The organism is Solidesulfovibrio fructosivorans JJ] (assembly GCF_000179555.1).
Lineage (GTDB): Bacteria > Desulfobacterota > Desulfovibrionia > Desulfovibrionales > Desulfovibrionaceae > Solidesulfovibrio > Solidesulfovibrio fructosivorans.
On sequence record NZ_AECZ01000010.1, the window covers coordinates 69,723 to 82,241 of the forward strand.

Below are 12,519 nucleotides of genomic sequence, written 5' to 3' on the forward strand. Positions count from 1 at the left end.
TTCTTTAAAAACTGGCGAGGCATTTTGCCCGGGATCGGATTGCCCGGCCTCTCGCGACGGGGATTCAGGCGTCCCCGGCCCCACGCAGGATGCCAGCCACAAGCTGGTCCAACACCTTGTCCACCCGGTCGCGGTCCTCGTCGTCGTAAAGGTTGAGTCCGCCGAACACCCCGCTTTGCCGCGAGCGCACGGCCAAAAACATGGCCGCGCCGCCAAGCACGGCCACAATGGCGGTCAGGTCCAGGGATTCGGGCACATCGCCCGTGACGGATTCGAAAAATTCCAGGGAACAGCGCACCCGGGGATATTCCAGCAGCCGGGAATAGCGGTTTCGGGACAAAAGCTCCCAGGCCATGATGTCGAGGGTGCGCGGCCGGGCCAGTATTCCTTTGATGGTGGCCTTGAAAAAAAGGGCCAATTGGGCTTGGGGCGGCATGGCCGCGAACCCGCCCGATACTCCGGCCAGCAGTTCGGACACCGGCGGCCAGAAGCTCGGGCTTTGGCCGAAAGCCGTCACCATGTCCTCGAGGCTTGAAAAATGGCGCAAGAGAACGGCCCGCTCCAGCCCGGACTCCCGGGCCACGGCGTCGAGCGTCAGCCCGTCGAAGCCCTGCCTGGCGAGTATGTCGCCGAGCGATTCCAGCAGCCGTTGCCGCACAGAGCGCGGCTTGCCGATGGGAATGACCTTCACCCCGGACATGGGGCCCGCCTCAAACGCGCCTGGCCCGCACGAAACTCTCCACGGTCACGAGCACGGCCAGGGCCAACAGGCTCCCGTCCCGCACAAACGTCCGCGCGGAAATGGCGTCGTCGGCCTTGGTGGTGAAGCAACCGCACTGGGTGCTGATGCCCTTGTGCTGCGTCCAGGCCATGGCCGCGAGAAAAACGGCCATCATCAAGGCTGCGGACAGGCTCGCCCCGCGCGAAAGAAAGCCGGTGATGAGGCACATGCCCACCACGACTTCGATCCAAGGCAGCACCAGCGCCACCCCGGCGACAAGCTGGTCGGGGACGATCTGATAGTTGCGGATGATCTTGGCAAAGGCCATGGGGTCGACGATCTTGTCCCAAGCGGCGGCCAGAAAGATAAGCCCCAGCGCCACGCGCAGCACCGCGCCGACAATCCTCATATGCCCCCCTCCGTGGGACCGCCCGCGACCTGCCAGCCGTCAAACCCGTCCGTGACCACCGTGACGTAGGGAAAGCCGGCCGTACGCAACGCCTCGGCCAGCTCCTTGCTCTTTTCGCACAAGATATTGCCGCAATAAACGATCAACCTGTCCTCGTGGGTCAGCCCCAAGGCGCTCGTCGCCTGGTCCAGGTCGCCGTACATGGCTTCCTGTGGCAGGTTCTTCGCCCCGGGCACATGGCTTACGGCGAATTCCCCGGGCGTGCGGGCGTCGATGAAGACGACGCCGGGCTTGCCCAACAGAATCCGGGCCCCGGTGGCGTCAATGGTCTCGAGCCCGCGCTGCAGCGCCTCGCGCCGGTCCTGCGCCGCGAAATCGATCACCCACGGCACGGGTTCGGCCCGGGCCATGTTCATGGCCACCGCCATCCCGCCGCCAAGAAGGCCGATCAACAGCAATTCGGCCCACAAAGGGGTCAGCCCCCGCCCGTGCCTCATACCCGCCCGCCTTGACAAGATTTCCCGCCCACGCGCATATGCTATGGGCAAGGTTGGCAGTTTCGTACCCTACCCGCCAACCAAAGCGCAACCCGTAACCCCGGAGACGCCCCATGTCCCACGCCCCCGACCGGTCCGGCCCCGCCGGCGTGGTCAACGCTTCCGCGGAAGACGTCCGGGAACTGCTCGCCAAAAGCCGCCCGGAGGACCTGACCCTGCTCGATGTCCGCATGGAGCCGGAATACGAGGAGTTCCACCTGCCCGGCGCGAAACTCCTTCCCCTACCCGACCTGCCCGATAAAATCGACGCCATCGTCCGGGACAAGCCGGTGGTGGTCTACTGCCGCTCCGGAGGCCGCAGCGCCGCGGCGGCCAAGCTTCTGTCCGGCGCGGGATTCCCTCGCATCATCAACATGCTCGGCGGGGCCATGGCCTGGCGGGGCGCGGCCGCCACGGGAAAACCCGACGCCGGCATGACGCTTCTTACCGGTAACGAATCGCTCCGGGAAATCCTCCTGGCCGCCATCGGCATGGAAGCCGCCCTGGGCGGATTCTACACGAACCTGGCCAGGGACGCGGACGCCGAAACCAAGGCCACCTTCGAACGCCTGGCCGGATTCGAACAACGCCACCTGCACCGCGTCCACGGCCTCTACCGCAAGGAAACAGGCGACGAGACCGCCCTGCAAGCCCTCCTTGCCGGAGCCTCTCCCGAACTCGAAGGCGGCCTCCCCGGAGCAGTGTTTCTGGAACAACTCGGCGGCGCGCCCGCCTCGGCCCGGGAAGCCCTGGAACTGGCCTCCTCGGTCGAAGCCCAGGCCCTGGACCTCTACGCCCGGCTCGCCGTCAAAACCGACGACACCGAATCGGCCAGCCTCTACACGACCCTCGCCCAGGAGGAAAAAGCCCACCTGCGCGCCGTGTCCAACCTCCTGGCCAAACTCCCCACCAACTAAATCAAAGGAGCGCCCATGCAGCCCGTCAACTTCCTCATGAACATCCTCTGGCTCATCCTCGGCGGTTTCTGGATGGGCATCGGCTGGTACCTGGCCGGCATCCTCATGGCCATCACCATCATCGGCATCCCCTGGACCCGCGCCTGTTTCGTGCTCGGCAACCTGTCGTTCTGGCCCTTCGGCAAGGAAGTCGTCGACCGCCGCCACGTTTCGGGCGAGGACATCGGCACCGGGCCGTTCGGGCTTCTCGGCAACATCATCTGGTTCGTGCTGTGCGGCGTGTGGCTGGCCATCGGACACCTGCTCGCCGCCGTGGCCAACTTCGTGACCATCATCGGCATCCCCTTCGCCCTGCAACACCTCAAGCTGGCAACGCTCGCCCTGGCCCCCATCGGCAAGACCGTCGTCGACAAGCAATACTGATCACGGAGCACCCCGATGCAAACGGCTTTTATCATCCTGGCCATCGTCGCCGGCATGCTCATGCCCGTCCAGGCCGGCATCAACGCCAAGCTCGCCGACGTCATCAACGGCGCCATCCCCGCCGCCTTCGTGTCCTTCCTCGTCGGCACCCTGGTCCTTGGCCTGGTGCTCGCCGTCATGAGCCAAAGCGTGCCCGTCTCCCGCGCCCTGCCCGTCGCCCCCTGGTGGTACTGGGTCGGCGGTTCGCTGGGAGCCTTCTTCGTCACCGCCACCGTCATCCTGGCCCCGCGTATCGGCGCGGGCGCCATGATCGCCCTGACCCTGGCCGGCCAGATGGCCGCCTCCATGGCCTTGGATAACTACGCCCTCCTCGGCTACCCCCACATCCCCTTCGACGGCAAACGGCTGCTCGGAAGTGTGCTGCTTTTGGCCGGGGTGTATCTGATTCGGATGTAAACGCCAGGGGAGGCTCCGCCTCCCCTGGACCCCTCCGCCGGGGGACTTGATGTCCCCCGGACCCCCTTTTACCGGGTTGGGATGGTGGGCGGAGGTGCGGTTGGTGGGGTCTTGTTGCCGCAATCGGCCCGGCGACACGAGGGGCTTTCGCCCCTCGACGCCGGGCCGATTGCGGCAACAACCGCGCCAGCGGCGAAGCGCCGCATTTTAAGAACAAGCAGTTTTTCTGAATGTCGCCCCTTTGGGGCGACCGGCGTGGTGGCGGCGGAATTTGCTTGGGGCGAGCTTGTCGCGAAGCGACATGCATCGTCCCGACAAATTCCGACTCCATCTTCTCCACTCTCCGCCTGACCGCAAGCCAGCCAAGCATTCGCCCGGCAAAGCACACCGGAAGGGGGGGCCGGGGGGCCCTCGGCCTCCCGGCGGGGTCTGGGGCGGAGCCCCAGCCGGTGGGGTGGCAGGGGAGGCAGCGCCTCCCCTGCCAGGGCCGACGTCACGACATCAGGAGACGGAAAAGGTTTCCAGGATGAGGGCTTCGGTTTGGCGCAGCCATTCCTGCCTGGTCCCGGGGCTGCTGGTGACGACGGTTTCGAACATGCGGCGACGCACGTCGGCCACGCCGCACAAGCCGAAGACGCAGTCTTTCCATATACGTTCCAGCGGATCGCCGAAGACGCGCACTTCGCGTTCCCGGGCCGTATTGGAGGTGTTGAGGACCACGGCCCCCCGGGCGGAAAGCAGTCCGCGCGGCACGCCTTCTCCATTGTCGCCTTCCAGGAATTCGTAAGCAACGCCCGGGCGCATGACGCGATCCACCCAGCCGGTGAGAATGGCCGGCGGCATGCCCCACCAGTTGGGATGCACGATGACGATGCCCTCGGCGGCGGCGATCTCCCGGCAATGCAGCGAAAGGGAGGGAGACAACGGCGCATCGCGGCCCATCTCGGGCGCTTCGAGCAAGGGATCGAAGCCCTCGGCATAGAGGTCGTGCAAGCGGACCTCCGCGCCCAGACGCCCCAGGGCGGCGCAGGCGGCGTGGGCCAGGGCATGGTTGAAGCTGCCGGGACGGGGATGGGCCAGAATGACGGCGTATGGCATGGGATTCCTTTTTATTCCACCGTGGCGACATCCGGCCGGTATTCCAGAATGTCGCCGGGTTGGCAGGCGAGCTCCCGGCAGATGGCTTCCAGGGTGGCGAAACGGATGGCCTTGGCCTTTCCGGTTTTGAGGATGGAAAGGTTCTGGGCGGTGATGCCCACGGCCTCGGCCAGATCCTTGGAGGCCATCTTGCGACGGGCCAGCATGACATCGAGGTTGACGATGATCGGCATGGCCGGGCCTATACCGTCAGGGCTTGTTCTTCGTCCAGGCGTCGGGCCTCGTCCATGACCCGCGAAATGACGACGGCCAGGGTGGCGATGAAAAAGAGCTCCACCTCCGTGGAGCCGATGCCGAGGGTCAGCAAGTGCCGCCCGGGCGGATTGGCGGCGGTGACGGCCAACCCGTAAAGCGGCGTATGGATGATGGAGGCAATGGCCCACCACAAAAGCGCCCTGGCCACGGAACGAAAGCAGACCACGTTGGCCAGGGTGAAGATGCGGCCTTCCTTGTACAGGGCAAAAAGATGGCGCAGGCGCAACAGGGTCAGCATAAGCGCCGTGCCAGGGACCAGGGCCGTAAGGAAACACAGCCCCCGCACCCAGGCCGGGAGCACCGGAGAGGCGGCCTGCCTGACGGCCTCGGCGGTCATGGTGGACGGCAGGCTGTTGAACGCGGCCCAGAACAAGGCGGTCAGCGGCACGAACGATACGGCGGCGATCAGGCAGACGCGTTCAAGTATGCCGCCAAGGCGGCGGATACGGTCCAGATTGCTTTTCGATTCCATTGCGTGCTCCAGGGATTAATGCGTTTCCAGAGTCGCCTGGGGTGTGGCGAAGGTCAGCACGGACGCCAGGTCCGCGTCAAAATCGCGCATGAGCGCATCGAGGCCCCGCACGGTATAGGCCCCGCCGGTTTCCCTGCCGCGCATGGCGCTTTGCACGAGCCTGCCGGATTGCACGTCGAGCAGCCGCAGCCGGTAGGAGAACCGCGTGGTCACAGCCCAGACCGGAAGCGGCGTGAGCCCGATGCTCAGCTCGCCGCCGCAGGCGGCCACCTCGACCAGGGCCACGCTGTCGCAGCCCGCCTTGCGTGCCGCGGCCAGCAGTTCCACGTCGCCCGCGTCGCGCCAGGCAAGGGGTTCAAGCGCCTTGACCAGGGCGTCGTCGCCGCCGAGCGTCGTCCCCGGCAACCGGGTGAACCGGGTCGTGATGATCTCCCGAACTTTCTCGATTTTCTTTTTCCCCTTGGCGTCGTTCGCCTCGAAGCCGAACCAGACCAGCACGGCGGTCCTGCCCAATTGCCGGCCCGCGACAAGGCCTTGACCGGTCGCGAGATTCGTGGACACCGTCTTGGCGCAGCCGGCAAGCAGCGCGAAAGCCAGGAACAGGGCGATGCAGCATTTCATGTACCGACTCCTTGTGTTGTCAAGGGCGCGGCCGGCCGTGCCACGCCCTTGCCCTCCCCGTCGCACGGCGGCGGGATCGTCCGGACAAAACCCTGATAGTCGAGATTGAATTATCGTTCAACAATAATTTTATACCACAAAACAACAATCGATGGTCTTCAAAAAAGAGCAAGGATCGTCAGGCGAAGCGCCACGGGAACGGCTAATCAGGGAAGCGGAGGGAACATGGGCACGGAAACGAGGAAGGAATGGCAGAGGCGGATCATGCGGGCCATGCGGTTCATGGAAGCGCGGCTTGACGAGGAACTGAGCCTGGATGACATCGCGCGCGAGGCCCATTTTTCGCCCTACCATTTCCACCGCATTTTCACCGGGATGACCGGAGAAAGCGTCAGGGCCTACCTGCGCCGGCTACGGCTGGCGCGGGCGACGCACCGGCTGTCTTATGGGAAATGCTCCGTTACGGAGGTGGCCTTGAGGGCGGGATTCGAAGCGCCGGAGGCTTTCACGCGCGCCTTTCGCGCCGCCTACGGCATGCCCCCCTCCGCCTGGCGTAAGGCGTTCCGGGGACGGTCGCGCCCCAGGGAACTGTCGGAACTGTTGCCCCCTATTATCATGAAGGAGAGATGCATGGAACTTGAAGTGACGATCAAGCGTTTGCCGCCGCTGCGCGTGGCCTGCGTGCGGCATGTGGGACCCTATGACCAGTGCGAGGCGGCCTGGGTGAAGCTGTGCGCCGAGGCCGGCAAACGCGGCCTTTTCGGGCCTGACACAAAATTCCTGGGCGTGGGGCACGACGATCCCCAGATCACACCGCCGGAAAAAATCCGCTACGACGCCTGCCTGACCGTGCCGGAGGGTTTTGCCGGCACGCCGGAATTGCCGGTTGCGGTCGTTGGCGACGGCGACTACGCCACAGCCGTGATCAAAGGGCCGTATACCCTGCTCGCCGGAGCCTATGCCTGGCTGTGCGGCGTATGGGGACCGGACTCGGGCCGGGAGTTCGCCGGCGCGCCGAGCCTGGAGTTCTACTTGAACGATCCCAAGACCACGCCGCCCGAGGAGTGGTTGACGGAAATCTGCGTGCCGTTGGAAGCGGCCCGATAGACGCGAAGAGATGCCACAGGGGCGGCATGTCGCGCGCCGCCCCTTGACCCCGATCCCCAACCGGCGTTTACCAGCCTTCATGTCTTACCGCATTATCCCCGCCCAGCCCGGGCATATCGCAGGCATCCGCCAAGCCCATCGGTAAGCCGTCCTTGGCCTGGCAGGAGACTGCTACACCGGAAAAGAGCTGACGGCCTGGGCCGCTTGCATGGGTCTGGAAGCCGTCAGGCAGGCTCTGGCCGATGCCGGCAAGACCTTCCTCATCGAAGCGCCATAGCGGGCAAGATCACCTCCGCCTTGCCCACCTGGGAAAAGAGCGCCCGCACCAGCTTGCCGGCCGGATCGAGATAGGCCGTGAGCGTAAAGGGCACGGCCGGACCGCGCACCTCGGCCACCAGGGGGTTTATGGCCATGAATCGCAGGTCCTTGAAGGTGACGGTGGAGCCTTGCGGGGTGGTGTTCGCGGATTTGACCGGAAAATCGGTGAACCAGACGTACTCGGAAAAAACAGGAGCCTGCCGGCCCAGGGCCTCGAGTTCGGCCCGGTCGGCCTTGTGGAAGCGGCGCACGGGCAAGAGCGTATCCGGCGAGGTCAGGGTCAGCCCCGTGAGCAGATACGAATCCCCCTTGTCGGCCACGACCTTCCACCATAGCGGGGCAAAGGCGTCGGGTTGGACGGTGACGGACGCGACGCGCTCCCCCTGCCCGGCCAAAAGCGCCTGGGCCCGGGCGGCCACGAACTGGCCCACGCCGAAGCTAAACGCCGGCCAGGCCAGCAGTACGACCAGTCCGGCCGTGGCCAGCTTCTTGCGGGCCATGGGACGAAGCGCCCCGACCACCCCCAGCGTCACCAGGGTCAGGGTGTAGATCGGGTCGAGGATGAAGACCGAGGGAAAGGAGACGCGAACATCGGAGAACGGCTGAAAAATCCCGGTGCCGTAGGTGGTGATGCAGTCGAGAAAAAGGTGCGACAGCACGCACAGGTAGAAAAGGACAAAGAGCCGGGCCAGGTTGACCTCGCGCCAAAACCGGCTCACGATAAAGGCCAAAAGCCAGGCCATGACCGCGCCGCCGAGAAGCGAATGGGTCAGCCCCCGGTGGTAGCGCATGTAGGCTTCCGGGCCGAACAGCGTGACAACGTTGTCGATGTCAGGCATCCAGGCGGCAAAGGCGGCCAGGGGCACGAGCGCCCGGCCGGCCGGAAAGCGGTCTTTGGCGGCCTGTCCGATAAGCACGCCGGCCGCGACATGGGTGACTGGGTCCATGGAGCCTCCCCAAAAAAACCTTGCAGACCAATTTTCCTCATATAGGGCCGAATTGGCATTTGACAAGGAGCGCCGCTGCGCTACAGTGCGCCCCGGCGCGTTCGCGCCCAAATCATCCTCTTTTATCTCGGAGCGATCATGGCAGACAAGACGCCGGACACCAAGGACATGCCGGCCGAGGGCGAATTCGCCGCGCTCATGGAGGCCTCTTTGGCCGAACGTGGCGGCGAAATCAACGTTGGCGACCGTATCACCGGACCCATCATCACCATCACCGACACGACCGTGGTGGTGGACACCGGCACCAAGCTCGACGGAGTGGCCGACAAGTCGGAGTTTCTCGACGAGGAAGGCACGCTGACCGTCAGCGAAGGCGAATCCGTGACCCTTTACGTCGTTTCCCTGCGCGGCGACGAGGTGCTGCTGTCCAAGGCTTTGACCGGACAAGGCGGCGCCGAGGCGCTTCGGGCGGCGTTCGAGGCGGGCGTGCCCGTGGAAGGCAAGGTGACGGCCTCGCGCAAGGGCGGCTTCGACGTGGAGATCCTGCACCGCCGGGCGTTCTGCCCGGTCAGCCAGATCGACATCGCCTTCACCGAAAACCCCGAGGCCCATGTCGGTCAAACCTACAGCTTCGCCATCACCACCTTCGAACGCGACGGCCGCAATATCGTCGTCTCCCGGCGCAAGCTGCTCGAAGAGGAACGGGCCGAATCGGAATTGCGGTTCCTGGAATCGGTCAATCCCGGCGACGTCATCCCGGCCGTAATCACCCGCTTCGCCACCTTCGGTGCCTTTGCCGAAGTGGCTCCGGGACTCGAAGGGCTGGTCCACCTGTCCGAGCTGTCCTGGTCCCGGGCCGAAAAGCCCGAGGACGCCGTGTCGCTGGGACAGGCCGTCACGGTCAAGGTGCTGGCCTTCGACCGCGACAAGAAAGGCCGTCCCCGCATTTCGCTTTCCATCAAGCAGGCCGGACCCGATCCCTGGGACAGCGTGAGCGAGAAGTTCGCCGTCGGGGACAAGGTCGAGGGCAAGGTGACGCGGCTGGCCGACTTCGGCGCGTTCGTGGAACTCGCCCCGGGCATCGAGGGGCTTATCCACGTCAGCGAGATGAGCCACACCCGCCGCATCGCCAAGCCGTCCGACGTGGTCAACCCCGGCGACGTCGTCACGGTGTCCATCAAGGACATCGACCTGGCCAAACGGCGCATTTCCTTAAGCCTCAAGGAAGCGGCCGGCGATCCCTGGGAAAAGGTGCCCGAGACCTTCACCGTTGGCGCGACCGTCGAGGGCATCGTGGAAAACCGCCAGCAGTACGGCCTGTTCATCAACCTCGCCCCCGGGGTCACCGGCCTTTTGCCGGCGTCCAAGCTGCGCGACGCTCTGGAGCCGGCGACCTATGAAAAGGTCAAATCCGGCGACACGGTGCCGGTCATCGTTTCCGAGATCGACACGGAAAATCGCAAGATGACCCTCGCCCCCGTCGGCGGCACCAAGGAGCGGGATTTCAAGCGGGACAACCGCGATCACCGCGGCCACGGCGACCGTGAGAACGACGACTGGCGGCAGTACGCCAAAAAGGAAAAGTCCGGCGGCGGCTTTTCCGGCGGCGGCCTGGGACTCCTCGGCGAGAAGCTCCAGGAAGCCATCTCCCGTAAAAAGGGATAAGTGTATTGAGAAATCATGCCGGGGGAAGAACCTTTCTGAAGAAAGGTTCTTCCCCCGGGCCCCCTTTCCAAAGACTTTGCATCATAACGGCATGTTTTCGCCCGACATCCGTTCCAAGTAGCCTTTAAAACCCGTTAGAAAATTTAGGAAAGGGAGAGCGCGAGAGGGGAGAACCCTTTTTAAAGGGTTTCCCCTCTCGCACTGTCTTTTCATTATATTCCTACGCAGGAGGTTTCATGGCCGCCGAGCCGAATAAGATCATTTATTCGATGATCCGCGTCAGCAAGTTCCATGACAAGAAGCCGATCATCAAGGACATCTCGCTGTCGTATTTCTACGGCGCCAAAATCGGGGTGCTGGGGCTCAACGGCGCGGGCAAATCCACGCTGCTCAAGATTCTGGCCGGGGTGGACAAGGATTTCCAGGGCGAAACCGTCCTGACCCCGGGGCACACCATCGGCTATCTGGAGCAGGACCCGCTGGTGGACGTGCAAAAGACGGTGCGCGAGGTGGTCGAGGAAGGCGTGGCCGACACGGTGGCGCTTCTCAAGGAATTCGAGGACATCAACGCCGCCTTTGCCGAGCCCATGGACGATGACGCCATGAACGCGCTGATCGAACGCCAGGGCGAGGTGCAGGAAAAGCTCGACGCCTGCGACGCCTGGGAACTCGACAGCCGGCTGGAGATGGCCATGGACGCCCTGCGCTGCCCGCCCCCGGACACGCCCGTGTCCGTGCTCTCCGGCGGTGAGCGTCGCCGCGTGGCCCTATGCCGCCTGTTCCTCCAAAAGCCCGACATCATGCTCCTCGACGAGCCCACCAACCACCTGGACGCCGAAACCGTGGCTTGGATGGAGCATTTCCTCCACGGCTATCCGGGCACGGTCATCGCCGTCACCCACGACCGCTATTTCCTGGACAACGTGGCCGGCTGGATCCTGGAGCTCGACCGTGGCCGGGGCATTCCCTGGAAGGGCAACTATTCCTCGTGGTTGGAGCAGAAGCAGGAACGGCTGCGCCAGGAGGAAAAGTCCGAAAGCGAACGTCAGAAGACGCTGGCCCGCGAACTCGAGTGGGTGCGCATGTCCCCGCGCGGCCGTCACGCCAAGTCCAAGGCCCGCATCACCGCCTACGAATCCCTGGCCTCCCAGGAAAGCGACCGTCTGGCCAAGGACCTGGAAATCTACATTCCGCCCGGACCGCGCCTGGGCAAGAACGTCATCGAGGCCGAGGGCGTGTCCAAGGGCTTCGACGACAAGCTGCTTTTCGAAAACCTGACCTTCACCGTGCCGCGCGGGGCCATCGTCGGCATCATCGGCCCCAACGGCGCGGGCAAGACCACCATGTTCAAGTTGATCACCGGGCAGGAAACGCCCGACGCCGGCAGCTTCAAGCTCGGCGAGACGGTGCAGCTGGCCTACGTGGACCAGAACCGTGAATCCCTTGATCCAGAAAAGACTGTGTTCGAGGCCGTGGGCGAGGGCTACGACACCATCCGGCTGGGCACGAGGGACGTCAACGCCCGCGCCTACGTGGCCCGGTTCAACTTTACCGGCCAGGACCAGCAAAAGAAGGTCAAGGTGCTCTCCGGCGGCGAGAAAAACCGCCTGCATCTGGCGCTGATGCTCAAAAGCGGCGCCAACGTGCTGCTGCTCGACGAACCGACCAACGACCTGGACGTCAACACCCTGCGGGCCCTGGAAGACGCCCTTTTGTCCTTTGCCGGCTCGGCCCTGGTCATCAGCCACGACCGCTGGTTCCTCGACCGCGTGGCCAGCCACATTCTGGCCTTCGAAGGCGACAGCAAAGCGGTCTTTTTCGACGGCAACTTCACGGAATACGAGGCCGACCGCAAGGCGCGCCTCGGAGCCGACGCCGACATTCCCCACCGCATCAAGTACCGCCATTTCAGCCGGGCCTAAGGCTGAAGAGATGCGAGAGGGGCACCCCTTTGAAAAGGGTTTCCCCTCTCGCGCTCTCCCCCTCCTGAAACTTTTTATGGTGTTAACCACCTCACCTTTCTTCCAGAAACGCTTATACGTCACCCCAAAGACCGCCCGCGCATCGTGTGGGCGGCCTTTTTCATTCTGCCCCGAAGGAATGCAAAAAGCCTCTCCAGACTGGCTGCCCGCAATAACTTGCGCTATGAAAGCAATCGAGATTTCCGCCCGCAACGGCGGGCGTCAATTGAGCAATTGCCCCCCGCCCCAAGGCGGCGGAAAGCGGAACAAGGAGGCGTATGACGGAGGATCGAAAACTCGGACATTTTGGTCCTCAGCGTTCGGCGGCGGCAACGAACGCTTCAAACGGTGGGGACAGACGGATGACGCCGGGGCCACGCGGCGGATCGGCATCCACCCTCCTCTCTCTCCTTACTGGCAGCAGATGGACAACGACGACATCAATCCGAAACCGGTCGTCTGGTAACCGACCGTCCCGACAGGACACGCGTTTTGCCGAGGCGATACATCTCTCCGGCATTCCCCGTTCTTTCCGCAACGCCCCATTGCACTC

The 12,519-nt window shown here is 64.3% G+C and carries 15 protein-coding genes; 7 read left to right on the forward strand and 8 right to left on the reverse strand.

Annotation, left to right across the window (positions count from 1 at the left end):
* Window positions 1-64 precede the first annotated feature (64 nt).
* The 3 genes from DESFRDRAFT_RS09000 to DESFRDRAFT_RS09010 are packed head-to-tail and all read right to left on the reverse strand — an operon-like array spanning window position 65 to window position 1,627.
* Window positions 65-700, reverse strand: a complete 636-nt coding sequence (locus tag DESFRDRAFT_RS09000) for a TetR/AcrR family transcriptional regulator (protein ID WP_005993194.1) — start codon at window positions 698-700, stop codon at window positions 65-67.
* Between the two features lie 10 nt (window positions 701-710).
* Window positions 711-1,130 (reverse strand): MauE/DoxX family redox-associated membrane protein, encoded by a 420-nt coding sequence (locus tag DESFRDRAFT_RS09005; RefSeq protein WP_005993195.1) that lies wholly within the window; start codon window positions 1,128-1,130, stop codon window positions 711-713.
* The gene (locus DESFRDRAFT_RS09010) at window positions 1,127-1,627 is read right to left on the reverse strand and encodes a rhodanese-like domain-containing protein (protein WP_005993196.1); all 501 of its coding nucleotides are present in this window, start codon (window positions 1,625-1,627) and stop codon (window positions 1,127-1,129) included. Before DESFRDRAFT_RS09010 ends, DESFRDRAFT_RS09005 begins: the two co-directional genes overlap by 4 nt.
* Before the next feature lie 113 nt (window positions 1,628-1,740).
* On the opposite strand from DESFRDRAFT_RS09010, the gene DESFRDRAFT_RS09015 reads away from it, so the two are divergent.
* Genes DESFRDRAFT_RS09015 through DESFRDRAFT_RS09025 form a run of 3 tightly spaced genes read left to right on the forward strand, consistent with a single transcriptional unit; the run spans window position 1,741 to window position 3,462 of the window.
* Window positions 1,741-2,583, forward strand: a complete 843-nt coding sequence (locus tag DESFRDRAFT_RS09015; RefSeq protein ID WP_005993197.1) for a rhodanese-like domain-containing protein — start codon at window positions 1,741-1,743, stop codon at window positions 2,581-2,583.
* A 15-nt stretch (window positions 2,584-2,598) separates the two neighbouring features.
* Window positions 2,599-3,006 carry a YccF domain-containing protein gene (locus DESFRDRAFT_RS09020; protein ID WP_005993198.1) on the forward strand — a complete coding sequence of 136 codons (408 nt, stop codon included), beginning with the start codon at window positions 2,599-2,601 and terminating at the stop codon, window positions 3,004-3,006.
* A 15-nt stretch (window positions 3,007-3,021) separates the two neighbouring features.
* A complete protein-coding gene (locus DESFRDRAFT_RS09025; RefSeq protein WP_005993199.1) occupies window positions 3,022-3,462 on the forward strand; it encodes a DMT family transporter in 441 nt (146 codons plus the stop codon).
* Window positions 3,463-3,963: 501 nt separating this feature from the next.
* Here DESFRDRAFT_RS09025 and DESFRDRAFT_RS09030 read toward each other — a convergent pair.
* The 4 genes from DESFRDRAFT_RS09030 to DESFRDRAFT_RS09045 are packed head-to-tail and all read right to left on the reverse strand — an operon-like array spanning window position 3,964 to window position 5,968.
* Window positions 3,964-4,560 carry an NAD(P)H-dependent oxidoreductase gene (locus tag DESFRDRAFT_RS09030; protein WP_005993201.1) on the reverse strand — a complete coding sequence of 199 codons (597 nt, stop codon included), beginning with the start codon at window positions 4,558-4,560 and terminating at the stop codon, window positions 3,964-3,966.
* An 11-nt stretch (window positions 4,561-4,571) separates the two neighbouring features.
* Complete coding sequence (locus DESFRDRAFT_RS09035; protein ID WP_005993203.1) at window positions 4,572-4,793, reverse strand: helix-turn-helix domain-containing protein; 222 nt, start codon at window positions 4,791-4,793, stop codon at window positions 4,572-4,574.
* Window positions 4,794-4,801: 8 nt separating this feature from the next.
* The gene (locus DESFRDRAFT_RS09040; RefSeq protein ID WP_005993205.1) at window positions 4,802-5,347 is read right to left on the reverse strand and encodes a DUF2975 domain-containing protein; all 546 of its coding nucleotides are present in this window, start codon (window positions 5,345-5,347) and stop codon (window positions 4,802-4,804) included.
* Between the two features lie 15 nt (window positions 5,348-5,362).
* Window positions 5,363-5,968: a hypothetical protein gene (locus tag DESFRDRAFT_RS09045; protein ID WP_005993207.1), complete on the reverse strand. Its 606-nt coding sequence runs from the start codon at window positions 5,966-5,968 to the stop codon at window positions 5,363-5,365.
* Between the two features lie 225 nt (window positions 5,969-6,193).
* On the opposite strand from DESFRDRAFT_RS09045, the gene DESFRDRAFT_RS09050 reads away from it, so the two are divergent.
* The gene (locus tag DESFRDRAFT_RS09050) at window positions 6,194-7,075 is read left to right on the forward strand and encodes an AraC family transcriptional regulator (RefSeq protein ID WP_005993209.1); all 882 of its coding nucleotides are present in this window, start codon (window positions 6,194-6,196) and stop codon (window positions 7,073-7,075) included.
* Window positions 7,076-7,335: 260 nt separating this feature from the next.
* On the opposite strand, the gene DESFRDRAFT_RS09055 is transcribed toward DESFRDRAFT_RS09050, so the two are convergent.
* Window positions 7,336-8,340 (reverse strand): metal-dependent hydrolase, encoded by a 1,005-nt coding sequence (locus DESFRDRAFT_RS09055; RefSeq protein WP_005993211.1) that lies wholly within the window; start codon window positions 8,338-8,340, stop codon window positions 7,336-7,338.
* A gap of 138 nt (window positions 8,341-8,478) precedes the next feature.
* Here DESFRDRAFT_RS09055 and DESFRDRAFT_RS09060 point away from each other — a divergent pair, with 138 nt between their 5' ends.
* The 3 genes from DESFRDRAFT_RS09060 (at window position 8,479) to DESFRDRAFT_RS22105 (ending at window position 12,432) form a co-directional block, all read left to right on the forward strand.
* Entirely contained in the window at window positions 8,479-10,005 is a 1,527-nt protein-coding gene (locus DESFRDRAFT_RS09060) for a 30S ribosomal protein S1 (protein WP_005993213.1), read from the forward strand.
* A 236-nt stretch (window positions 10,006-10,241) separates the two neighbouring features.
* Window positions 10,242-11,927 (forward strand): energy-dependent translational throttle protein EttA, encoded by a 1,686-nt coding sequence (gene ettA, locus DESFRDRAFT_RS09065; RefSeq protein WP_005993215.1) that lies wholly within the window; start codon window positions 10,242-10,244, stop codon window positions 11,925-11,927.
* A 223-nt stretch (window positions 11,928-12,150) separates the two neighbouring features.
* Window positions 12,151-12,432, forward strand: coding sequence for a hypothetical protein (locus DESFRDRAFT_RS22105; RefSeq protein ID WP_144004987.1), 282 nt, complete (start codon window positions 12,151-12,153; stop codon window positions 12,430-12,432).
* Window positions 12,433-12,519 lie beyond the last annotated feature (87 nt).

Excerpts from the sequence above, each read along its gene's own strand:
- DESFRDRAFT_RS09040 (WP_005993205.1), bottom strand. The coding sequence starts at position 5,347 with ATGGAATCGAAAAGCAATCTGGACCGTATCCGCCGCCTTGGCGGCATA.
- DESFRDRAFT_RS09025 (WP_005993199.1), top strand. The coding sequence starts at position 3,022 with ATGCAAACGGCTTTTATCATCCTGGCCATCGTCGCCGGCATGCTCATG.
- DESFRDRAFT_RS09015 (WP_005993197.1), top strand. The coding sequence starts at position 1,741 with ATGTCCCACGCCCCCGACCGGTCCGGCCCCGCCGGCGTGGTCAACGCT.
- DESFRDRAFT_RS09060 (WP_005993213.1), top strand. The coding sequence starts at position 8,479 with ATGGCAGACAAGACGCCGGACACCAAGGACATGCCGGCCGAGGGCGAA.
- DESFRDRAFT_RS09045 (WP_005993207.1), bottom strand. The coding sequence starts at position 5,968 with ATGAAATGCTGCATCGCCCTGTTCCTGGCTTTCGCGCTGCTTGCCGGC.
- ettA (WP_005993215.1), top strand. The coding sequence starts at position 10,242 with ATGGCCGCCGAGCCGAATAAGATCATTTATTCGATGATCCGCGTCAGC.
- DESFRDRAFT_RS09000 (WP_005993194.1), bottom strand. The coding sequence starts at position 700 with ATGTCCGGGGTGAAGGTCATTCCCATCGGCAAGCCGCGCTCTGTGCGG.
- DESFRDRAFT_RS09030 (WP_005993201.1), bottom strand. The coding sequence starts at position 4,560 with ATGCCATACGCCGTCATTCTGGCCCATCCCCGTCCCGGCAGCTTCAAC.
- DESFRDRAFT_RS09005 (WP_005993195.1), bottom strand. The coding sequence starts at position 1,130 with ATGAGGATTGTCGGCGCGGTGCTGCGCGTGGCGCTGGGGCTTATCTTT.
- DESFRDRAFT_RS09035 (WP_005993203.1), bottom strand. The coding sequence starts at position 4,793 with ATGCCGATCATCGTCAACCTCGATGTCATGCTGGCCCGTCGCAAGATG.
- DESFRDRAFT_RS09010 (WP_005993196.1), bottom strand. The coding sequence starts at position 1,627 with ATGAGGCACGGGCGGGGGCTGACCCCTTTGTGGGCCGAATTGCTGTTG.
- DESFRDRAFT_RS22105 (WP_144004987.1), top strand. The coding sequence starts at position 12,151 with ATGAAAGCAATCGAGATTTCCGCCCGCAACGGCGGGCGTCAATTGAGC.
- DESFRDRAFT_RS09050 (WP_005993209.1), top strand. The coding sequence starts at position 6,194 with ATGGGCACGGAAACGAGGAAGGAATGGCAGAGGCGGATCATGCGGGCC.
- DESFRDRAFT_RS09020 (WP_005993198.1), top strand. The coding sequence starts at position 2,599 with ATGCAGCCCGTCAACTTCCTCATGAACATCCTCTGGCTCATCCTCGGC.
- DESFRDRAFT_RS09055 (WP_005993211.1), bottom strand. The coding sequence starts at position 8,340 with ATGGACCCAGTCACCCATGTCGCGGCCGGCGTGCTTATCGGACAGGCC.